This window comes from Asanoa hainanensis (assembly GCF_900188485.1).
In the GTDB taxonomy this organism is placed as follows: domain Bacteria; phylum Actinomycetota; class Actinomycetes; order Mycobacteriales; family Micromonosporaceae; genus Asanoa; species Asanoa hainanensis.
Genome location: NZ_FZPH01000001.1, coordinates 419,137 through 440,195, shown reverse-complemented (window position 1 = coordinate 440,195; position 21,059 = coordinate 419,137). Strand labels below are relative to the sequence as shown.

The following is a 21,059-nucleotide window of genomic DNA, read 5'->3' as shown; positions in this document are numbered from 1 at the left end:
GGCTGGCCGCGGCGCTCACGGGAGGGCCGCGGCCACCGCCTCGTCGACGGGGATGTCGTCGCGCAGGGCGATCACGGCCACGACGGCGGTCAGCGGCATCGGCGCGTACAGGTGGGGGAACAGGGCACCGCCGCGGGAGGCCTCCCAGCGCAGGTCGTCGCCCAGCACGTCGGGGTCGACGGCCAGCATGGTCAGGCCGGTCTGCCCGGCGAACACCCGGGCGGCGGTCTCGACCACCTGGTCGGCGCCGGAGAAGTGGATGAACCCGTCACCGCGGTCGAAGTCGGAGCCCGCGTAGACCCCGGCGGCCTCGGCGGCGCGCCACTCGGCGGTGGCCAGCAGCTTGTAGATCACAGGGGCCGAGCCTACCGGCGCCGTCGGCACCCAGAACCGCAGCTTGCCGGCGCGCTCGTCCTCGAACACGCCGCCGTTGGCCTCGATCACCTTCCGTGAGCCGACGTTGTCGACGTCGCAGGTGACCAGCGCCGAGACGATGCCGAGCGAGCGGGTGATCGGCAGCGCGGCGCGCAGCATGGCGGTGGCGTGGCCGCGCCGCCGGGCGGTCGACCGCACGTCGTAGCCGATGTGCCCACCGAGCTCACGTAGCCCCTCCGTGAGCCGGTGCCGGATGGCGAGCCGCCCGAGGTAGGTGTCGCCGTCGACCCACCACAGCGTCGTCGCCGGCACGAAGCCCGCCCGGCGGGGCGTCTCCTCGTCGGCGCGCAGGCCCGCCACGTACTCCGCGAACACGCCAGGCTCCGCCCAGCGGTCGCCGTACTCGCGGAGCTCGGATCCGATCATCGTCTGGTCGTCGGTGGCACCGCGCCCCTCCGCCTGGAACTCGGTCATGGCCGCGAGGAACGACCGGTGGACATCGACGGTGGGTGGCTGCAGCGCGGGCATGCCTGTTCCTATCGCGCACGACGGCCACCGCGCACCACGTTTTCTGGTCAGCCGACCCGACGCAACGCGCGGTCCCGGCGGGCCGCCACCAGCGAGCCGGACTCCCGCCGGGCCATCCGGCGCAGCACCACCGGCGCGACCAGCAGCCCGGCCACCGCCCAGACCGCCAGCACGCCGACCGTCTCCGCGTGCCGCCACGAGTCGCCGAGCTCGACCGCCACGGCCGCGTCCGGCAGCAGCGCCGCCCGCATGCCCAGCCCCAGCCAGTAGAACGGGAAGACCTGACCGATCGCCTGCAACCAGCCGGGCAGGGCGGCCAGCGGGTAGAAGATGCCGGAGATGCCGACCAGGCCCAGGATCGGGAGGGTGAGCAGGCTCTGCGCCCGGGCGGTGCCGAACGCGGAGCCCAGCACCACGCCCAGCGGCAGCGTCGCCACCATCGCCAGCGCGAGCAGGCCGACGACTGTCAGCCAGGTGCCCGCGCCGCCGGTCACCAGGCCCGGCACCAGCAGGGCCGCCGGCACCAGGAAGACCGCGAGGTCGGCCAGCAGCCCGCCGCCGACCAGCAGCAGGGTGCCGATCAGGTACGCCGGCAGGCCGTGCGGGGTAGCCCGGGCGCGCAGCAGCGTGCCGTCCTCGCGGTCGGCGGTGAGCTGCTGGCTCAGCGAGACCATCCCGAACGCCGCGTTCATGCCGAGGATGCTGGGCACCGCCAGCGCGCCGAGGGAGAAGGCGCCGAAATCGCGGCCGCGCAGCGCGACCGCGGCGCCGACCATGAGTAGCGGCCAGAGGAGGTGGGAGAACAGCTCGGGGCCGTTGCTGAACGACTGCCGAAGCAGGATCAGGCCCCGGCGCCAGCCCGAGCGCAGCGCGATCACGCCGCCACCTCCGTCTCCGCGTGCCGGACCAAGGTGAGATACGTCTGCTCCAGCGACGCCCGGTGCACCTCGAGCTCGGCGATCGCCGAGCCGTGCGCGGCGAACAGCTCGCGGACGAAGCCCGTCGAGTCCGGCGTCGACTCCTGGAACCGCCGGCCACCGAGGCGCCAGCGCACCTCGTCGGCGCCGACGATCTCGTGCGCGAGCGCGGCCGGTGTCCCGTCGGCGACCACCCGGCCCCGGTCGAGGATGACGATCCGGTCGGCGAGCCGCTCGGCCTCCTCGAGGTCGTGCGTCGTCAGCAGCACGGTGGTGTCCAGCCCCGCGACCAGGTCGTGGAACTCGCGGCGGGCAACCGGGTCGAAGCCCGCCGTCGGCTCGTCCAGGAACAGCACGTCGGGACGGCCGACCACGCCGATCGCCACGTCGAGCCGGCGGCGCTGCCCACCGGAGAGCGTCCGGACCTGCTGGTCGGCCTGGCCGGTGAGGCCGACGGCGGCCAGCAACGGGACAGCCGGCCACGGCCTGGGGTAGTAGCCGGCGAGGTGGTCGAGCAGCTCGCCCACGCGCCACCTGCCGTGGTCGCGCCAGGACTGGAGCACGATGCCGACGCGGGCCCGCCACGCGTCGTCGCCGCGCGCCGGGTCGGTGCCGAGCACCGTGAGCCGGCCGGCGGAGGGCCGCCGGAAACCCTCCAGGATCTCGATCGTGGTGGTCTTGCCGGCGCCGTTGGGGCCGAGCACCGCGACCGTCTCGCCCGCGCCCACCCGGAAGGTCACGTCGTGGAGCACCTCGACCGGGCCGTAGCGCATCCGGATGCCGTCGACGTCGATGACTGTCATACCGGCGGACAGTAGGTTTCGTTCACGGCACCGTCAACGGTAAAGTCGTTTGCTGACAACGGATTCCGGCAATCATTGCAATGGCGGTGGCCGGAAACGCAACAGTTGTTGCAATGGGCTGACGATGAACGCAACGGAGGTGGCCGTGCCCGGTGGCAGGCTCACGCACGACGAGCGGATGGCGATCGCGGCCGGGTTGGCCGAGGGTGAGGGCTACGCGGAGATCGCCCGCGCGCTCGGCCGGCCGACCTCGACCGTGACCCGTGAGGTGGCCCGCAACGGCGGCCCGCGCGGCTACGCGGCCGACCGGGCGCATCGGGCGACCACCCGGCGGGCGCGCCGGCAGCAGCCGGCGCTCGGTGCCGACGAGCCGCCTTCGGCGGACAACGCCGAGCAGCGGCGGGCGTTCGTCGAGGAGTTCGCCGCGATCATGGCCGGGGCCGGCATTCCGCGCACGGTGGCCCGGGTGCTGTCCTGCCTCTACACGACCGACGCCGGCGCGCTCACCGCCCGCGAGCTGGTCGAGCGGCTGCGGGTCAGCCCGGCGTCGGTGTCCAAGGCGGTGGGCTATCTCACGGCGCTCGACCTGCTGCGCCGCGAACGCGTCGGCCGGCGGGAGCGCTACCTGGTCGACGACGACGTCTGGTCGCGCTCGTGGGAGACCAGCGCGCGGGCCCACCTGGCCTGGGCCGAGGCGGCGGCCCGCGGCGCCGCGGTGTTCGGCCGGGAGTCACCGGCCGGTGTCCGGCTCGCGGAGCTGGCCGGCTTCTTCGGCCGGCTCGGCGACGACATGTCCGGCGGTCCGTCCGACGCCGAGGTCGCCGACGTCCTGACCGTGACCGCCGCGTTGGTGCACGCCGGCGTGGCCCTGCGGCCGGCCACCCTGAGTGCCGGGCTCGACTGGCCGGCGACCCGGGTCGAGCGCGCATTGCACGACGCCGTACGGCGTGCCGATCTGACCGGACCGGTAGTAATTCGCCGGGAGCACGGCACCGCTTACCGGGCGATACCCAAGCTGACCCGGACACAGCGGACCGCATTGACGGCCCTCGCCCGGTCATCGTGAGGCTACCCAGCGGTTTATGACCGAAAGTGTCATGGTCATCGTCCCGTTGGTAGGACATTGTTGATCTCGCAACCAGAGGGCCGGACAACGGAAGCGAATAATGGCGCACATTGATCAATTCGGGTACGGCTGGATTACTCCAGCGTTGAGCTACGCGCTGTCGGTGCTGGGTTCGGCACTCGGCCTGATCTGTGCCCAGCGGGCGCGCGAAGCGCACGGCACCGCACAACGCTCGTGGTGGCTCATGCTGGCCGCCTGGGCGATCGGCGGCACCGCCATCTGGAGCATGCACTTCATGGCGATGCTCGGATTCTCGGTCACCGGAGCCCCGATCCGGTACGACATCGGGCTCACCGCGGCCAGCGCGCTGCTGGCGATCGTGATGGTCGGCATCGGCCTGTTCATCGCCGGAATGGGCCGCCCGATGCTCCTCAAGGTGCTCGTCGGCGGCGTGATCGCCGGCCTCGGCGTCGCGGCGATGCATTACACCGGCATGGCCGCGATGCGGCTCAACGCCGAAGTCCACTACGACACCACCAAGGTCGTTCTCTCGATCGCCATTGCCGTCGTCGCGGCCGCCGTCGCGCTCTGGCTGGCGACCAACGTCAAGGGCACCCTCGCCGTGATCGGCTCGGCACTGGTGATGGGCGTGGCGGTCAACGGCATGCACTTCACCGGCATGTACTCGATGTCGGCCCAGCTGCACGAGGAACAGGGCACCCAGTCCGGCGCGACCGCCTCCAACCTGCTGGTCCCGATCGTGCTCGCCGTGATCCTGGTCGTCATCGGCCTGGTCTACGCGGTGCTCGCCGCACCGACCGCCGACGACCGCGCGGGCGCCGAGTATCTCCAGAACCGGATGGCCGGGCGGACCGACAGCCCGCAGAGCACGGCCCCCGCTCCGGACCCGCACGGCCTGGCCGCCCGCAACGAGCCCGCCCGGCCGACGTCGGGCCCCGACCCCCAGGGTCTGGCCTCGCGTTTCCAGAGCCGCCGCTGACCCAATAGTTTGGTGCCCATGGAGTTCAACTGGGCACGCAGCCACGCGTACGGTGCCGCCAGGGTGGCCAGTCCCGTGACCGTCGACGAGGCACGGGAACTGGTCGCCGGCACCGACCGGGTGCGGGCGCTGGGCACCCGGCACTCGTTCACCGGCATCGCCGACACCACCGGCCTGCTGCTGTCGACCGCCGCCCTGCCGATGGACCTGGTGCTCGACCAGGCCGCCAGGACCGTGACGGTGGGCGGCGGTGCCCGCTACGGCGAGGTCGCGGTCGAGCTCGACGCGCGGGGCTGGGCCCTGGCGACCATGGCGTCGCTGCCACACATCTCGGTCGCGGGGGCGGTGGGGACGGGCACGCACGGCTCCGGCGACCGCACGGGATCGCTGGCGGCCGGCGTACGCGCGGTCGAGATCATCGGCCCGGACGGCGCGCTGCGCCGGGTCTCCCGTGGTGAGCCCGACTTCGCCGGCAGCGTCGTCGCGCTCGGCGCCCTCGGCGTGGTGACCCGGGTCACCCTCGACGTCGAGCCGTCCTATGTGGTCCGGCAGGCGGTCTACCGGGACCTGCCCTGGTCGCTGGTCGAGACCGACTTCGACGCCCTGACCGGCGCCGCCTACAGCGTGAGCCTGTTCGTCGACTGGGACACCGACCGGATCGCCCAGGTCTGGCTGAAGAGCCGTGGCACGCTGCCGGCCGAGCTGTTCGGCGTCGCGGCGGCCGGCGAGCCCGTGCACATGCTGGCCGGCGGGAGCACCGAGGCGGTCACCGGCCAGCAGGGGGCGCCCGGCCCGTGGCACGAGCGGCTGCCGCACTTCCGGCTGGCCTTCACCCCGAGCCGGGGCGAGGAGCTGCAGACCGAATACCTCGTGCCACGCGCGGCCGTCCAGGACGCGTTCGCGGCGCTGCGGCCCCTCGGCCCGCGGATCGCGTCCGTGCTCCAGATCTCGGAGATCCGGACCGTCGCCGCCGACGACCTCTGGTTGAGTCCCGCCTACGGCACCGACGTGGTCGGCATCCACTTCACCTGGGTCAAGGACGCCGACCGGGTGTACGCGCTGCTGCCCGACCTCGAGGCCGCGTTGCTGCCGCTCGGGGCGCGGCCCCACTGGGGCAAGTGCTTCGCCACCACCGACGTCGCCGGCAGCTACCCCCGGATGGCCGACTTCCGCGCGCTGCGGGCCCGGGCCGACCCGACCGGCAAGTTCGGCAACGCGATGGTCGACGAGCTGCTCAACCCGTGACGGCGTGCGGCTTGGTCTCCTCGGCCAGCCGGGCCGGCTCGACCAGGCTCACCTCCAGCCGGCGGGCGGCGTCGATGTGGTCGGCGGTCCAGATGACCCGCACCGCGGTCGAGGTCGCTCCGTCGTCGCCGCTGCGCAGGTCGTGCTGCACAGCGTCGACGAGCTGACCGTCGGCGACCAGGTCCGGCGGTGCCGGGGCCGGCGTGGGGCGCTCTCCGGCGATGCTGTCGGCCAGCTCCGCGTACCAGCGTCCGACGTCCCGGCTCGTGCGCAGCAGCAGCGACCGGGCGGCAGCGCGGTCGCCGGCCGCGGGCCGCCCGCGTTGCCAGAGGTCGAGCACCGCGTCGGCGGCGATGCGCAGCCCGGCCACCCCGTTGACCAGGCCGGTGATCTGGGCGAGGGGCATCGGCTTGGCGCCGCGCTCCGACAGGTAGGTGCGGAACGTGTCGTCGAGCCGGCGGGACGCCGCCAGGGCCCGCTGCGCCTCGGCGGTCGGCACCGGCGGGCGCGCGGTGCCGTCGCAGCACAACGCCGCGTACGCGATCGCCGCGTGCAGGTAGCGGGAGCAGTCGGTGTACGCGGCGGCGAGCGCGTTGCGCAGCTCCTTGCGCGCGCCGCGCGGCCAGAGCAGCAGCCCGACCAACAGGCTGATGCCGACCCCGATCGCGACGTCCTCGACCCGGATCAAGCCGAGCTGCCAGCCCGCCGGTTTGATGATGTTGAACAGGATCAGCAGGGTGACGGTGAACGCCGCCTGCCCGGCCGCGAACGAGATCAACGCCGGTGCGACGCCGGCCGTCAGGATCGCGAACGGCAGCAGGGCCCAGAGCACGGTGAGGTGGGTGTCGAAGCCGATCAGGATCATGGAGCCGATCACGAAGCCGACGACCGTGCCGAGGATGGCCCGCACCGCGTTCTGCCCGGTGGCGAGGGCGTTCGAGCGCAGGACGGCGAGCGTGCCGAAGATGACCCAGAACGCGTGCTGCACGTCCGTGTAGTGCACGACGACGACCGCCGCCGCCACGCCGAGGGCCCCGCGCAGGCTGTTGTGCAGCCAGGTGGAGTGCCGTTCCAGGTGCGCCACCGCCCGGTCGCGCGCGGTGGCCAGCGGCCCGGCCAGCCCGCCGGGTTGCTGCCCGAGGAACCGCTGGACCCAGGTGCGCCGCTCGGCTGCCACGCTCACCTCGACGTCGCGGGCCACGAGGCGGATCGCGTACGCGACCTCCTGCACCCGGAAGCTCGGCGCGAGCGCGCTGACGAACGTCGCCATCCGGCCGGCCGGCGGCGTCGTGGTCGTCTCCTGGCCCAACTGGCTCAGTGCCGCGTCGAGCCGCCGATGGGCCGCGTGCAGTGTGTCGGGTGAGGTCTCCGGCCGTTCCAGGAGCGTGGCCGCCGCGTCGAGCACGTCGCCGGCGGCGTCCTTCCCGGCTGCGGCCGCCTCGGTGCTCACCGTGCGTGCCGTCGGATGCCGGACGACGTCGCGGATCCAGGTCAGCTCGTCGATCAGCCGCACCCGGGTGCGGGCCGAGGTGGACAGGCCGGTCGGGCGCACGGGCGTCGCGAGGAAGCTGCGGTGCAGCCCCGTGACGGCCTGGTCGGCCCGGTCGAGCAGCGCCGTGTACCCCTCGTCGGACGGCCCGGCACCGCGCCAGATCGCGGCGCCCGCGTGCAGGGTGCCGGCCAGCTCGCGGCAGGCGGCCACCGTGGGCGCGCGCAGCGGGTCCCGGGCCGGCGCGGGCCAGAGGAAGCGGACCGCGAGCAGCGAGGCGCCCGCCGCCAGGCCCCAGCCGGCCAGCCGCGGCACGACCTGGTCGGGGCCAGCGGGCAGGGACACGGCGAGGATCACCGCGAGCAGCAGGGAGATGCTGGCGCCGGCGAGAACGGAGCTCACCACGCCGGAGAACAGGATCAGGAAGGCGATCAGCAAGGTGAGCGGGGCCGCCAGCCAGACGTGCCGGGAGATCAGCGTGCCGACGGCGATCAGCGCGCCGCCGGCGACGATCAGCCCGACCTCCGCCTCGATCCGCTCGTGCATCGGCCCGCCGAACTCGACGAGCAGCAGCAGGCAGAACACGCCGATCGCGGCGAACGTGCCGATCGCGACGTTGTCGATGACCTCGAGGCCGATCGCGAAGACGCTGGGGGCCACGACCGCCGCGCGGGCGGCCCGGCGCACGGCGACATCGGTCCAGAGGCGCTTGACGGCGCCGGTCGTCAACCGCACCAGACCACCACAAACCGGAGGTTAGCCGATCAGGCTCGCGGCGCGCTCCGCGATGGCCAGGGTCGGCGCGTTCACGTTGCCTGACACGATCGTCGGCATCACCGAGGCGTCGGCGACCCGCAGGCCCGCGATCCCGTGCACCCGCAGCGTCGGGTCGACCACCGCCGCGCCGTCGATGCCCATCCGACAGGTGCCGACCGGGTCGAACGAGCTCGTCGCCGTGTCCCGGACGTACTGCGCGAGCACGGCCGTGCTCGTCACCCCGGCGCCCGGGTACTCCTCGGCGGCCCGCAGGTCGGCCAGCGCCGGCGCGTCGCCGACGTCCCGCGCCGCCCGCAGCCCCGCCACCATCCGGTCGACGTCGCCGTCGTCGGTGAGGAACGCGGGGTCGATCAGCGGTGGCTCGAACGGGTCCGGACCGGCGAGCCGGACCGTGCCGCGGCTGTCCGGGGACATCAGGGCGAAGACCACCGAGTAGCCGGGCTCGTCGCCGGGCGTCCACCGTGGATGGATGGGCTCCGCCACGAAGGCGAGCTGGAGGTCCGGCGGACCGGCGCCGGAGCGGGCCAGCACGTGCGGTCGGCGGGCCAGCGTCCCGTCACCCACGGGCCGGCTGGCGGCGTACGCGACCTGCGACCGCGGATGGTCCTGCAGGTTGCCTCCGACGCCGGGCAGGTCCGCGACCACCGGCAGGCCGACCTCGCGCAGGTGGTCGCCGGGCCCGATGCCGGAGAGCAGCAGCAGCCGTGGCGAGCCGATCGTGCCGGCGGCCAGCACCACCTCGCGGTCCGCGTACGTGACGCCGGTGTGCCCGTCGACCCGGTACGCGACGCCCCGGCAGGCACCGTGCTCGACCACCAGGCGCACCGCCGCCGCGTCGGCCAGCACGGTCAGGTTGGGCCGCGCCGCCGCCGGAGCGAGGTAGGCCTCGGCGGCGCCGAGCCGCACGCCGTCCCGCACCGTCACCTCGTTCCACGAGGTGCCCTCGGCGTTCGGGCCGTTGCTGTCGGGGTTCGGATGGTGCCCGGCCTCGACCGCGGCGGTGAAGAACGCCTCCCACAGCGGGTCGGTGTGGGCCGGCTGGTCGACCGGCACCGGCCCGGCCTGGCCCCGATAGGCCGGGTCGCCGCCGAGAGTGGTCTCGCTGCGCATGAAGAACGGCAGCATCGACTCGTACGTCCAGCCCATCGCGCCCGCCTCGTCCCACGCGTCGTAGCTCGCGGGGTCGCCGCGCACGTGGGTCAGCCCGTTGATCTCCCCGGAGCCGCCGAGCACCCGGCCCTGCGGATACGGCAGTGGCTGCCGGTCGGCACCCTCCTGCGGGACGGTGGTGTAGCGCCAGTCCACCTCGGTGCCGGCCAGCGCGGGCCAGGCCAGTGGGTCACGGGCGAGCGCTGGTGGGAAGGCGGTGCCGGCCTCCAGCAACAGGACGCTGGCGTCGGGATCCTCGGACAGGCGGGTGGCCAGCACACAACCGGCGGTGCCGGCGCCCACCACGATGTAGTCGAAGGAGCGCATGGCGATCCTCCCAAGGGATCGGCCCGTCGGGTCCAAGGTTAGGCCGCCGCGCGGCCGGCTGTCCGGGGAATCGCGGAACGCGCGGCGACGCGCAGGGGAAGCAGGGCGACGAGCTGGGCGGCGCCGACCAGGAGCAGCACGCCGCGCGGCGGCAGCCAGGCGGTGACCGGGCCGGTGGCGGCGGCGCCGAGGGCGTACGCGCCGACCTTGATGCTGGCAGCCGTCGCGACCACCTGGCCGTAGCGTCCAGAGGGGACGGACCGCTGCCGCACCGCGAGGGTGGCGGCGAGCATCGGGCCGGTCGCGACGCCGCCCACGAGGGCCACCGCCAGCGCGAGCGGCAGGGTCGGCGTCGCCGCGATGCCGGCCAGCGCCAGCCCGAGCACGGCGAGCGCGACGGCCAGCACCGGCACGGGGTCGAAGCGGCTCAGCAGCCGGGCCGACGCGAGCGCACCGGCCAGCGAGCCGGCGCTGAGCGCGGTGAGGAACCAGGCGCCGTGTCCGGCCGGGTGTCCGAAGTGGAGGGCCAGCAGCGGGAAGGTCACCGGCAGCAGGCCCTGCGCGGCGAAGCCGATCGTGGTCGCGGCGGTGGTCGCTCGGAGCTCCGGCACCCGCCACAGCAGCACCAGCCCCTCGTGCGGCGCGGCCGGCTTGCCGGGGTTCGTGGTGGGCCCGGGCATCGGCGCACCGGCCACCAGTGCCAGCCCGACGAAGGCCACGGCCGCCGTGGCGGCGAGCGCGGGGCCGGCGCCGGCGAGGCTGGCGACCACCGCGACCAGCGCGGGGCCGCCCAGTCCGGCGACGTCGTAGCTGGCCGCGTCGAGGGCGTTCGCCCGGGCGAGCCCGCGCTCGCCGGTGCGCGGCACCAGGGCGCTGTAGCCGCCGGTGAGGACCGGTGCGGTCAGGCCCGCGAGCAGGCCGAGGCCGATCAGCACCACGGCGGGTGCCCGGCCGGCGAGCACGAGGATGCCGGCCAGGCCGGTGGCCAGCGCGACCTGGTTGGCCAGGAAGAGGGCGCGGGGCGCGCACAGCCGGTCCAGCAGGGCGCCCAGCACCGGGCCGGTGACCAGCGTCGGCAGGGCGAAGGCGGCGACGACCAGGCCGGCGAGCCCGGCGTCCCCGGTGCGGGCGACCACGTGCAGCGCGACCGCGACGGCGGCCGCCTCGTCGGCGAGCCTCGATCCGGTCGCGGCCACCAGCAGGCGGCGGGTCGCGGCTGTAACGGGTTGCACGAGGAGTACCGTAACAGCCGTGTTCGGATTCTCGCGCTGGGCGGCCCTGGCGACGGCGCTCGCCAACACGGCGCCGGGTCAGCGCCATCCCGACCTGCTGACGACGCCCACCGAGCTGGCGGCGTTGTTGCGCGCGCACGACGAGCCGGAGCCGGTCGAGGTCGACGCCGCCGACCTGCGTGACGCACTGGCCGCACGGGAGGCGTTCAACGGCGTCTTCGAGGCGGCTTCCGAGGAGGCGCTGGCCGAGCGGCTCAACGCCATGCTGGCCAGCAGCGCCCGCCCGCGGCTGGCCGCCCACGCCGGCGTGCCGTTGCACCTGCACGTCGACGCGCCGGGTTCGTCGTGGGGTGGGTGGCTCGCCGCGTCGGGGGCGATGGGGCTCGCGCTGCTGGTCGCCGAGCACGGCGTGGGGGTGCTCGGCCGGTGCGCCGCCGGCGACTGCCGGGACGCGCTGCTCCGCGTCGGCCCGGGCCCGGCCCGCCGGTTCTGCGGGGCGACCTGCGCCAGCCGGGTCCGCGTCGCCGCACACCGGGCCGCGGCTCAGGGCCGCAGTGGCAGCCCGGCGGCTCCGTAGATCGCGTCGATCAGCGACATCGTCGCGACCGCGTCGTTGGGCGGGGTCAGGTTGGTGTGCTTGCCGTCGACGGCGGCCACGAACGCGCGGAGCTGGTGCACGTACGTCGGCTCGCCGCCGAACCGCTCCTGGCGCCGCCGCCCGTCGACGGTCAACGAGAACCGCGAGGGCAGCTGCGGTGTCGCGTAGTTGAACACCGACATCGTGCCGCGGGTGCCGACCACCCGGGCGCGGATCCGCAGCAGAGTCGACGACCACATGGAGGCCTGGATCCGCCCGGTGCCGCCGCCGGGAAGCACGAACTCGGCCGTCATGGCCCGGTCGACCCGCGGGTCCCGGCGCAGCGTCAATGCTTGGGCGGACGTCACCGTGGGCTCGCCCGGGCTGAGTATCCGCAGGCAGTGCACGGCGTAGCAGCCGGCGTCCATCAGGGCGCCGCCGGCCAGGTCGTACTGGTAGCGGATGTCGCGGAAGCGGGGGAGCGGGAAGCACATCGAGGTCTCCACCCGCTCGATCGCGCCGAGCTCACCCTCCCGGACGGCGCCGGCCATCCGCCGGGCGAGCGGGTGGTAACGGTAGTGGAACGCCTCCATCACCACGAGCCCGGTGCCGGCGGCCGCGTCCCGCACCTCGATCGCCTGTGCGGCGTTGCTGGTGAACGGTTTCTCGCAGAGCACGTGCTTGCCGGCCGCGATCGCGGCGAGCGTCCACCGTGCGTGGAGGCCGTTGGGCAGCGGCACGTAGACCGCGTCCAGGCTCGGATCCGCCACGAGGTCCTCGTACGACCCGTGCACGGTGGCGATGCCGTGCCGCCGGGCGAACGTCGCCGCCCGCTCGCGATCCCGCGCCGCGACCGCCGCGACCTCGACCCCGTCGACGGCCTCCGCCGCCCTGACCAATGCCGCCGGCGCGATCCGCGCGGCGCCCAGCACTCCGATGCGCACGGCCGCAGTCTAGGCCGGCACCTCGGCCGCGCCGACCGCCTCGACCTCCTCGGCGTCCACGGGCGCGGCCAGCTCCCGTTCGGCCCGGCCGATCAGCGAGTGGCCGGTGGCCAGCACGGCGATCGCCAGCACGAAGGCCACGCCGCCCAGGTAGAACGGGACCGACAGGTTGAACGCGTCGGCCAGCTTGCCCGCGACGAACGGGGCCAGGCCGCCGCCGATGAACCGGACGAAGCCGTACGCGGACGATGCCGTCGGGCGCTCGACCGGTGAGACCAGCATGACCGCCTGGGTGGTCAGGGTGTTGTTGATGCCGATGAAGGCGCCGCTGACGATGACCGCGACGATCACCGTGGTCGGGTTGTCCACCCCCGCGCCGATCACCGTCATCACGATGCCGAGCGCGGCCAGGTTGACGTACAACACCTTGGCGGTGCCGAACCGCGCCTGCAGGCGCGGGGCGAAGAACACGCTGAACAGCGCGACCAACAGGCCCCAGCCGGTGAACACCAGGCCGAGCTCGTGGGCCTCGAGCTCCATCGGGTACGGCGCGTAGCCGAGCATCGTGAAGAAGCCCCAGTTGTAGAGCAGCGCGGTCAGGCCCATGATGAGCAGCCCACGGTGGCGCAGGGCCTGCAGCGGCGCGGCGATGCTGGTCGGCCGCGCGGGCTTGGGCAGCGCGGGCACGAACGCGACGGTCGCGACCAGGGCGATGAACATCAGCGCCGAGACGCCGAAGAACGGGCCCTTCCAACTGATGCTGCCGAGCTCACCGCCGAGCAGCGGGCCGACCGCGATGCCCAGGCCGAGCGCCGTCTCGTACAGGATGATGGCTCCGGCGAAGCCGCCGCTGGCCGACGCGACGATGACCGCGAGGCTGGTCGCGATGAACAGCGCGTTGCCCAGGCCCCAGCCGGCGCGGAAGCCGACGATCCCGCCGATCGAGTCGGAGGCGCCGGCGAGCGCGGCGAACACCACGATGATCACCAGGCCGACCACGAGCGTGCGCTTGGCCCCGATCCGGCTGGATACGGCGCCGACGATCAGCATGGCCACGGCGGTAACCACCAGGTAGCTGGTGAACAGCAGGGACACCTGGCTCGGCGTGGCGTGCAGGTCGTCGGCGAGCGCCGGCAGGATCGGGTCGACGAGGCCGATGCCCATGAAAGACACGACGCAGGCGAACGCCACGGCCCAGACGGCGCGGGGCTGCTTGAACGGGTTGGTGGTCGGTGCCGATGACATAGCTGTACTATACAGCTTGTTGAAGCCGGAGAAAGGGCCCCTCGTCGAGGAGGGGCCCTGACTCCGGTGCTCAGCCCAGGTCGACCGCGACGAGCCGGGCCGCGTCGGCGGCCGCGTCGTCGGGTGCCTCCTGTGCCTTGCGGTCCGCCTCGATGGCCTGCTCGTACGCGGCCACCTCGCGGTCCACGTCGACGTCGGTCCAGCCGAGCACCTCGCCCATCAGCCGGGCCGCGTCCGGTGCCGCCTGGACACCACGCGAGAACGTCTCGAAGTACGCCCGCGTGCGCCGGGCCAGCACGTCGTCGAGGTGCAGCGCGCCCTCGTGGCTGGCCGCGTACATCGCCTCCACCCGCAGGTAGTCGTCGGCGCCCGGCAGCGGCTCGGCCAGGCCGCGGTCCTGCGCGACCAGCCTCAGCAGCTCGAAGATCAGCGACCCGTACCGGTTGAGCAGGTGCTCGATCCGGTGCACGTGTAGCCCCCAGGCCTCGGCGAGCTCGTGCCGCTGGTTCCACAGGGCCTTGTAGCCGTCGGCACCGACCAGCGGGATGTCCTTGGTCGGCGACTCGGGCACGTTCTCCTGCTCGAGCTGCCGCACCGCCAGGTCGACGGTGTCCTCGGCCATCTTGCGGTAGGTGGTGTACTTGCCGCCCGCCACCACGACCATGCCCGGCACCGGGCTGGCCACCGAGTGGTCACGGGACAGCTTGCTGGTCGACTCGGCGGCGCCGGCCACCAGCGGGCGCAGTCCGACGTAGACACCCTCGATGTCGGCCTCGGTCAACGGGCTGACCAGCACCCGGTTGACGTGCTCCAGCAGATACTCGATGTCCGTCGCGGTGGCCGCCGGCCGGGCCTTGTCGAGCTCCCAGTCGGTGTCCGTGGTGCCGATCAGCCAGTGCCGGCCCCACGGGATGACGAACAGGACGCTCTTCTCCGTACGCAGGATCAGCCCGGTGTCGATCGGGATCCGGTCCCGCGGCACCGTGAAGTGCACGCCCTTCGAGGTGCGCACGTGGAACTCACCACGGGTGTCCGCGAGCTGCTGCGTGTCGTCGGTCCAGACGCCGGTCGAGTTGATCACCACCTTGGCCCGCACCTCGCGTGTCGCGCCGGTCATCAGGTCCTCGACCAGCGCGCCGACGACCTGCTCGCCCTCGCGCAGGTAGTCGACCACCCGCGCGCGGTTGGCCACCAGCGCGCCGTAGCTGGCCGCCGTGCGGACCACGCTCATGGTGTGCCGGGCGTCGTCGACCTGGCCGTCGTAGTACTGCACGGCGCCGATCAGCGACGACCGCTTCAGCCCGGGCGCCACCTTGAGCGCGCCCCGGCGGGTCAGGTGCTTGTGGTGCGGCACGCCGCGGGCGGTGCCGGACGTCAGCCCCATCGTGTCGTAGAGGATCAGGCCGCTGCCCACGTACGGGCGCTCCCAGATCCGGTGTTTGAGTGGGTAAAGGAACTGCACGGGGTGCACCAGGTGCGGCGCGATCCGTTGCAGGAGCAGACCGCGCTCCCGCAAGGACTCGGCAACCAACCCGAACTCGAACTGCTCCAGATAGCGCAGGCCGCCGTGCATCAGCTTGCTGGAGCGGCTCGACGTGCCGGACGCCCAGTCGCGCGCCTCGACCAACCCGGTCGACAGGCCACGCGTGACCGCGTCGAGGGCGCAGCCGGCGCCGACCACACCTCCACCCACGACCAGGACGTCGAGTTCGCGCTCGGCCATACCGGCGAGGGCCCGGCTGCGTTGTGCTGCGGAAAGGGCCACGGCCTCCACGTCAACCTCCTGCTGTCATGCGGTGGGGCGCCGCGTGCGCGTACGCAGGCGGCGCCCCGGTTGGAACATCAGTCGACCTCGAGCCAACCCATGGTTCGCTCGACGGCCTTCTTCCACATCTTGTAACCCTCGGCGCGCTGGTTGTCGTTCCATTCGGGCGTCCAGCGGCGATCCTCGTGCCAGTGCGCCCGCAGCTCCTCCACCGAGTTCCAGTACTTCACGGCCAGGCCGGCGGCGTACGCGGCGCCCAGCGCGGTAGTCTCCGCGACCACCGGCCGGCTCACCGGCACACCCAGGACGTCGGCCTGCATCTGCATCGTCAGGTCGTTGGCGGTGATTCCGCCGTCCACCTTGAGGATGTCGAGCGTGACACCGGAGTCCTTCTGGGCCGCCTCCACCACGTCCTTGGACTGGTAGCAGATGGACTCCAGAGTCGCCCGGGCCAGGTGTGCGGCCGTGTTGAACCGCGACAGGCCGACGATCGCGCCCCGCGCGTCGGACTGCCAATAGGGTGCGAACAGACCGGAGAACGCGGGTACGAAGTAGACGCCCCCGTTGTCCTTGACGCTGCGCGCCAGGGTCTCGCTCTCCGATGCGTTCTTGATGATGCCGAGCTGGTCGCGCAGCCACTGCACGGCCGAGCCGGTCACCGCGATCGAGCCCTCCAGTGCGTACACCGGGTCCTGGTCGCCGAACTTGTAGCAGACCGTGGTGATCAGGCCGGCCTTCGACCGGACCACCTCGTTGCCGGTGTTGAGCAGCAGGAAGTTACCCGTGCCGTAGGTGTTCTTCGCCTCGCCGACGGCGAAGCAGACCTGGCCGACCGTGGCCGCCTGCTGGTCGCCGAGCGACGCGGGAAGCGCCACCTCGCCACGGAACGGGCCGTCCGCCTTCGTCATCCCGTACAGGTTCGGGTCCGACGACGGCCGGATCTCGGGCAGCATCTGCCTCGGAATGTTGAAGAACGAGAGGAGCTCGTCGTCCCAGTCGAGCGTCTCCAGGTTCATCAGCATGGTCCGACTGGCGTTCGTGACGTCGGTGATGTGCAGTCCGCCGTCCCGTCCGCCGGTGAGGTTCCACAGCACCCAGGCATCGGTGTTGCCGAAGAGCGCATCACCGTTCTCCGCTGCCTCGCGGACCCCGTCGACGTTCTCGAGGATCCACTGGATCTTCCCGCCGGAGAAGTACGTCGCCGGCGGGAGACCGGCCTTGCGCCGGATGACGTCGCCCCGGCCGTCGCGATCGAGCGCGGCCGCGATCCGGTCCGTCCGGGTGTCCTGCCAGACGATCGCGTTGTAGTAGGGCCGCCCGGTGCGGCGGTTCCAGACCACGGTCGTCTCGCGCTGGTTGGTGATGCCCACCGCGGCGAGGTCGCTGGCCGAGAGGTTCTGCCGGGACATCGCCGTGGTGATCACCTCCTGCGTGCGCTGCCAGATCTCGAGCGGGTCGTGCTCGACCCACCCGGCCTGCGGCAGGATCTGCTCGTGCTCGACCTGGTGGCGACCGACTTCGCGCCCCTCGTGGTCGAAAATCATGAACCTCGTGCTTGTCGTGCCTTGGTCGATAGCGCCTACGTAATCCGCCATCTCAGTCGTTCCTTCCGGGTCTGTGGGTCCGGTCGCCTACCTCGTGTTGGGGCCGGGCCCCGGATCCACTGGGCCGGAACCGGGATCTCGTGGATCTCCCGGATCGATGCGCCCTGTGCCGGGATCGAAGCCTCGGTCGGGTCGGCCCGGCTCGCCTCGAGTGGGCTCGATGTAGCCCCGCTCGCCGCGCGGTGTGTTCGTCTGCGCCTCGCCGCTCGCGTCCACCGGCGTCTCGATCTCGCCGCCGCGGCCGGCAGGCGCCTCGGTGCCCTGCAGGTACGGCAGAACCCGACCGATGAGCGTCACGTAGATCAGACCACCGATGAGGCCACCGATGATCGGAGCGACAATCGGCACCCACCAATAGAGCTGGTTGTACTGATCTCGCCACGCCGTTCCGTATCCGGTGATGTAGGACGCCAATCGGGGCCCGAAGTCACGAGCCGGGTTGATGGCGTAACCGGCGTTCGTACCCCACGCCATACCGATCGCCACAACGACCAGACCCACGATGAAGGGTGTCAGGTTCGAGAGCGGCGGGTCGTTGAGACGGTCGGTCAGCACGAAGACCAGGAACACCAGGATCGCCGTGCCGATGACCTGGTCCAGGAAGCCGCCCCACAGGCTGACCGGCAACGTTCCGTTACCGGGCAGGGTGGAGAAGACGCCCTGGGACTTGGCGGTCAGGCCCGGGTCGAAGTTGTGCAGCACCGAGTTGTACGCCCACCGCACGAGCAGCGCGCCCACGAACGCGCCCGCCACCTGCGCGATGATGTACGGCACCACGCTCTTCCACGGGAACTTGCGGAACGCCGCCAACGCGATCGTGACGGCCGGGTTGATGTGGGCGCCGGAGATGCGTGCCGCGGTGTAGACACCGAGCACAACACCGAGGCCCCACGCCCACGCGATGCTGTCGTGGTCACCTAGGCCGGAACCACCGGCCACTACCTGTGCGACCACGCCGACACCGAACAGAATCAGAATCATCGTGCCCAGGAACTCTGCGATCATCTGGACCGCGATGTTCTGTCTGCTGAGAATTCCTCGAATTCCAGCCACAGCTTTAGCCCCCCAACAGTGCGAACTGGCGAATCGTTGGTGGCAGTCACCGCCAGGAGCGCGCCTCAAGGCCAACAAAAAGGATGAAGGCCCCAACCGGGGAATAGACACGTAACTAACGGCTATGTCTGAATATTCGGATTCGCCCTCTCTCAACGTCAGTCAAGCACGGGACCTCCGATAGGGCCACGGCCAACGGCTTTAAACACGAGAATTGCTCTTTTTTTACGGCATAGTGGGGCAGATGCGAGGTCTCGCCCGAATTCCGGCGGCGCGAATGACGGCCGCAACGGATCACCTATGTCAGGCTAACCGGCCGGCCAGTGCCGGGAGTCCGGATCAGTTTCATCCACAATGGTTGGTGACCGGCGGTGCCCGAGACGGCTGGCGCGGCCGGTGTGGCGGTCCGCTGAGAGTCTGCTGTGGGTCACGATCGCGTACCTACCCCGCGGTGCCGGTGTCCGTGGGTGGCGGTGTGCCCGGCGCCCTTCCCGCGCAGGTAGCGGCCGGTGCGCGCGACGAACCGGACACGCTGGCCACCGTGGCACACATCGACGGCCGGGACGTTGTCACAGCCTCTTCCTAGCGCGCTCCCAGGCAGTTCCGATCCTCGACCCGTAAGAGATACGGTGTGCCAGCTCGAGCCACCCGGGTGCTCGTCGTCGACGACGAGCCCAACATCTGCGCCCTGCTCTCCGCCACGCTCCGGCTGGTCGACTTCGACGTGCGGGTGGCGTCGGGCGGCTTCGAGGCGCTGACCGCAGCCGAGGACTTCGGGCCCGACCTGGTCGTGCTCGACGTGATGCTGCCGGACCTCGACGGGTTCCAAGTGGCGCAGCGGCTGCGCGCGGGCGGTGGGGCGGGTGTGCCCGTGCTGTTCCTGACCGCCAAGGACGCCGTCGAGGACCGGATCTCCGGGCTCACCGTCGGCGCCGACGACTACGTCACCAAGCCCTTCAGCCTGGAGGAGGTCGTGCTGCGGATCCGGGCGATCCTGCGGCGCAGCCACGCGGCCGACTCGGATCCCGGGGTGCTGCGGTACGCGGACGTCGAGCTCGACGAGGACGCGCACGAGGTGCGCCGGGGCGGGCGGCTGGTCGACCTGTCGCCGACCGAGTTCAAGCTGCTGCGCTACCTGCTCGTCAACGCCGGCCGGGTGGTCAGCAAGGCGCAGATCCTGGACCGGGTGTGGAGCTACGACTTCGGCGGCGACGGCAGGATCGTCGAGTCCTATGTGTACTACCTGCGCAAGAAGATCGACGCCCGCGGGCCCGCGCTGATCCACACCGTCCGCGGCGTCGGCTATGCCCTGCGCCTGCCACGGGAACAGGAATGATCCGGGCGCGGCGCTGGCGGCACTGGACGCTGCGCGCCCGGCTGGTGGTCGCGGTGGCCACCCTGACCGCGTTCGCGCTGCTGATCGCCAATGCGATCGGGCTCGCGCTGCTGCGCCGCAACCTCACCGACCGGATCGACGAGCAGCTCCACGCGATGGGCCAGGGCGCCAGCCAGCGCCGGACCTGGGAGACCCCGCCGCCACCGAACCCGTTCCCGCGCGGGCGGTTCGACGTGGACCGTGCCATGGCGCTGGTCCCGCCCAACGGTGAGGCGCCGTTGCTGGCCGTCGCCGCGGGAGTGCCTTCACCGGATCTGCCGACGTACGCGGCCCTGCTGGAGCGGGCCGGCGGCGAGCCGTTCACGGTGAACGCCGTGGACGGCACGATGACGTGGCGGCTGCTCGTGGTGGCCAACCGGGACGGCACCCTGATTGTCTCGGGCGCCTCGCTGCAGGCGGTGGACGCCACCGCGGACCTGCTGCTGGCCATCGACGTCGTGGTGATGCTGGTGGTCCTGGCCCTGCTGGCGGTCGTGGCGGCGTTGGTCGTCCGGATGGGCCTGCGGCCGCTGACCCGGATGGAGCGCACCTCGGCCGAGATCACCGGCGGCGACCTGTCGCGGCGGGTCCGGGACGCCGACCCGCACACCGAGCCCGGCCGGCTCGGCATCGCGCTCAACTCGATGCTCGACCGGATCGAGGCCGAGGTGTCCGCCCGGACCACGTCCGAGCGCCGGCTGCGCCAGTTCGTGGCGGACGCCTCGCACGAGCTGCGTACGCCGCTCACCTCGATCCGCGGCTTCGCCGAGCTCTACCGGCGCGGGGGAGCGGTGCCCGGGCCGCGGCTCGACGAGATGATGGGCCGGATCGAGGCCGAGGCGGCCCGAATGGGCCTCCTGGTCGAGGACCTGCTCCAGCTTGCCCGGCTCGACCTGCAACGCCGCCCCGAGCGGCAGCCCGTCGACCTGCTCGCCATCGCCGCCGACACCATCCGCGACGCGCACGCCCGGCAGCCGGACCGCCCGGTCACACTGGCGGCCGTGGGTGGCGCGGGCGACGACGCCCCGTTCGAGGCGGTGACGGTGCTCGGCGACGAGCACGGGCTGCGGCAGGTCGCCACCAACCTGGTCGCCAACGCGTTGCAGCACAGCGTGGCCCCGGCGGCGGTGGTGGTCCGGGTCGGTCGTCGGCTGCCGGGTGCGGGCGGCGTCCCGCCCGCCGCCGCGGTCGGGGAGGTGCCCGCCGACCGCCCGCTGGCCGTGCTGGAGGTGTCCGACGGCGGGCCGGGCGTGCCCGTGGAGCACGCCGAGCGGGTCTTCGAACGCCTCTACCGCGCGGACCCGAGCCGCAACCGGCGCAGCGGCGGCTCCGGACTCGGGCTGTCCATCGTGTCCGCGATCGTCACCAGCCACGGCGGCCGGGTGGAGCTGCACCCCACCCCAGGCGGCGGAGCCACGTTCCGGGTGCTGCTCCCCGAGGACGGCCGGAACCCGCCCTAGTCGGCCGCGGCGGTCACCGGCGAGCGGCAGGGGTTCGCCCGGTGACCGTCGCGGTCCTTCCTCGCGAAGATCACCCGTCCGGGTGACTGGCGTCGTGGATGCCGGCGGGAGCCGGCGCGGCGATGAGT

General features: G+C 72.6%; 15 protein-coding genes and 3 pseudogenes. 6 read left to right on the top strand and 12 right to left on the bottom strand.

What is annotated here, in order from left to right; genetic code table 11:
* Nucleotides 1-15: 15 nt before the first annotated feature.
* The 4 genes and pseudogenes from CHC05_RS02080 to CHC05_RS02065 all read right to left on the bottom strand — a co-directional run.
* Nucleotides 16-324, bottom strand: a pseudogene (locus tag CHC05_RS02080) (DUF952 domain-containing protein); the annotation flags it as partial.
* A gap of 51 nt (nt 325-375) precedes the next feature.
* Nucleotides 376-903, bottom strand: a pseudogene (locus CHC05_RS02075) (GNAT family N-acetyltransferase); the annotation flags it as partial.
* Nucleotides 904-950: 47 nt separating this feature from the next.
* Nucleotides 951-1,781, bottom strand: coding sequence for an ABC transporter permease (locus tag CHC05_RS02070; RefSeq protein ID WP_089244012.1), 831 nt, complete (start codon nt 1,779-1,781; stop codon nt 951-953).
* Nucleotides 1,778-2,623: an ABC transporter ATP-binding protein gene (locus CHC05_RS02065; RefSeq protein ID WP_089244010.1), complete on the bottom strand. Its 846-nt coding sequence runs from the start codon at nt 2,621-2,623 to the stop codon at nt 1,778-1,780. The genes CHC05_RS02070 and CHC05_RS02065 overlap by 4 nt, the downstream gene beginning before the upstream one ends.
* A 124-nt stretch (nt 2,624-2,747) precedes the next feature.
* Here CHC05_RS02065 and CHC05_RS02060 point away from each other — a divergent pair, with 124 nt between their 5' ends.
* From CHC05_RS02060 to CHC05_RS02050, 3 genes are all read left to right on the top strand, one after another.
* Nucleotides 2,748-3,689, top strand: a complete 942-nt coding sequence (locus tag CHC05_RS02060; protein WP_245870616.1) for a helix-turn-helix domain-containing protein — start codon at nt 2,748-2,750, stop codon at nt 3,687-3,689.
* Nucleotides 3,690-3,834: 145 nt separating this feature from the next.
* Nucleotides 3,835-4,689, top strand: coding sequence for an MHYT domain-containing protein (locus CHC05_RS02055; RefSeq protein WP_342745598.1), 855 nt, complete (start codon nt 3,835-3,837; stop codon nt 4,687-4,689).
* Nucleotides 4,690-4,707: 18 nt separating this feature from the next.
* Nucleotides 4,708-5,934: a D-arabinono-1,4-lactone oxidase gene (locus CHC05_RS02050; protein WP_089244006.1), complete on the top strand. Its 1,227-nt coding sequence runs from the start codon at nt 4,708-4,710 to the stop codon at nt 5,932-5,934.
* On the opposite strand, the gene CHC05_RS02045 is transcribed toward CHC05_RS02050, so the two are convergent.
* Genes CHC05_RS02045 through CHC05_RS02035 form a run of 3 tightly spaced genes read right to left on the bottom strand, consistent with a single transcriptional unit; the run spans nt 5,924 to nt 10,908 of the window.
* Nucleotides 5,924-8,158 (bottom strand): FUSC family protein, encoded by a 2,235-nt coding sequence (locus CHC05_RS02045; RefSeq protein ID WP_089244004.1) that lies wholly within the window; start codon nt 8,156-8,158, stop codon nt 5,924-5,926. The genes CHC05_RS02050 and CHC05_RS02045 overlap by 11 nt on opposite strands.
* Before the next feature lie 21 nt (nt 8,159-8,179).
* Complete coding sequence (locus CHC05_RS02040) at nt 8,180-9,676, bottom strand: GMC family oxidoreductase (protein ID WP_089244002.1); 1,497 nt, start codon at nt 9,674-9,676, stop codon at nt 8,180-8,182.
* Between the two features lie 38 nt (nt 9,677-9,714).
* Complete coding sequence (locus CHC05_RS02035) at nt 9,715-10,908, bottom strand: MFS transporter (protein ID WP_179266013.1); 1,194 nt, start codon at nt 10,906-10,908, stop codon at nt 9,715-9,717.
* A gap of 19 nt (nt 10,909-10,927) precedes the next feature.
* Between CHC05_RS02035 and CHC05_RS02030 the strand changes: the two genes are divergently transcribed.
* Nucleotides 10,928-11,485: an ABATE domain-containing protein gene (locus CHC05_RS02030; RefSeq protein WP_144022447.1), complete on the top strand. Its 558-nt coding sequence runs from the start codon at nt 10,928-10,930 to the stop codon at nt 11,483-11,485.
* Here CHC05_RS02030 and CHC05_RS02025 read toward each other — a convergent pair.
* The 5 genes and pseudogenes from CHC05_RS02025 to CHC05_RS02005 form a co-directional block, all read right to left on the bottom strand.
* On the bottom strand, nt 11,452-12,429 hold the full coding sequence (locus CHC05_RS02025) for a Gfo/Idh/MocA family protein (RefSeq protein WP_179266012.1): 978 nt from the start codon (nt 12,427-12,429) through the stop codon (nt 11,452-11,454). The genes CHC05_RS02030 and CHC05_RS02025 overlap by 34 nt on opposite strands.
* 9 nt (nt 12,430-12,438) lie before the next feature.
* Nucleotides 12,439-13,674, bottom strand: a complete 1,236-nt coding sequence (locus tag CHC05_RS02020; RefSeq protein ID WP_089243998.1) for an MFS transporter — start codon at nt 13,672-13,674, stop codon at nt 12,439-12,441.
* A 70-nt stretch (nt 13,675-13,744) separates the two neighbouring features.
* Nucleotides 13,745-15,448 carry a glycerol-3-phosphate dehydrogenase/oxidase gene (locus CHC05_RS02015; RefSeq protein ID WP_218824389.1) on the bottom strand — a complete coding sequence of 568 codons (1,704 nt, stop codon included), beginning with the start codon at nt 15,446-15,448 and terminating at the stop codon, nt 13,745-13,747.
* Nucleotides 15,449-15,516: 68 nt separating this feature from the next.
* Nucleotides 15,517-17,034, bottom strand: a complete 1,518-nt coding sequence (gene glpK / locus CHC05_RS02010) for a glycerol kinase GlpK (protein WP_089243994.1) — start codon at nt 17,032-17,034, stop codon at nt 15,517-15,519.
* Between the two features lie 207 nt (nt 17,035-17,241).
* A pseudogene (locus CHC05_RS02005) lies at nt 17,242-18,048 on the bottom strand (MIP/aquaporin family protein); the annotation flags it as partial.
* Nucleotides 18,049-18,727: 679 nt separating this feature from the next.
* On the opposite strand from CHC05_RS02005, the gene CHC05_RS02000 reads away from it, so the two are divergent.
* Nucleotides 18,728-19,432 carry a response regulator transcription factor gene (locus CHC05_RS02000; RefSeq protein ID WP_089243990.1) on the top strand — a complete coding sequence of 235 codons (705 nt, stop codon included), beginning with the start codon at nt 18,728-18,730 and terminating at the stop codon, nt 19,430-19,432.
* Nucleotides 19,429-20,931 (top strand): sensor histidine kinase, encoded by a 1,503-nt coding sequence (locus CHC05_RS01995; RefSeq protein ID WP_089243988.1) that lies wholly within the window; start codon nt 19,429-19,431, stop codon nt 20,929-20,931. Before CHC05_RS02000 ends, CHC05_RS01995 begins: the two co-directional genes overlap by 4 nt.
* Nucleotides 20,932-21,059: the final 128 nt, after the last annotated feature.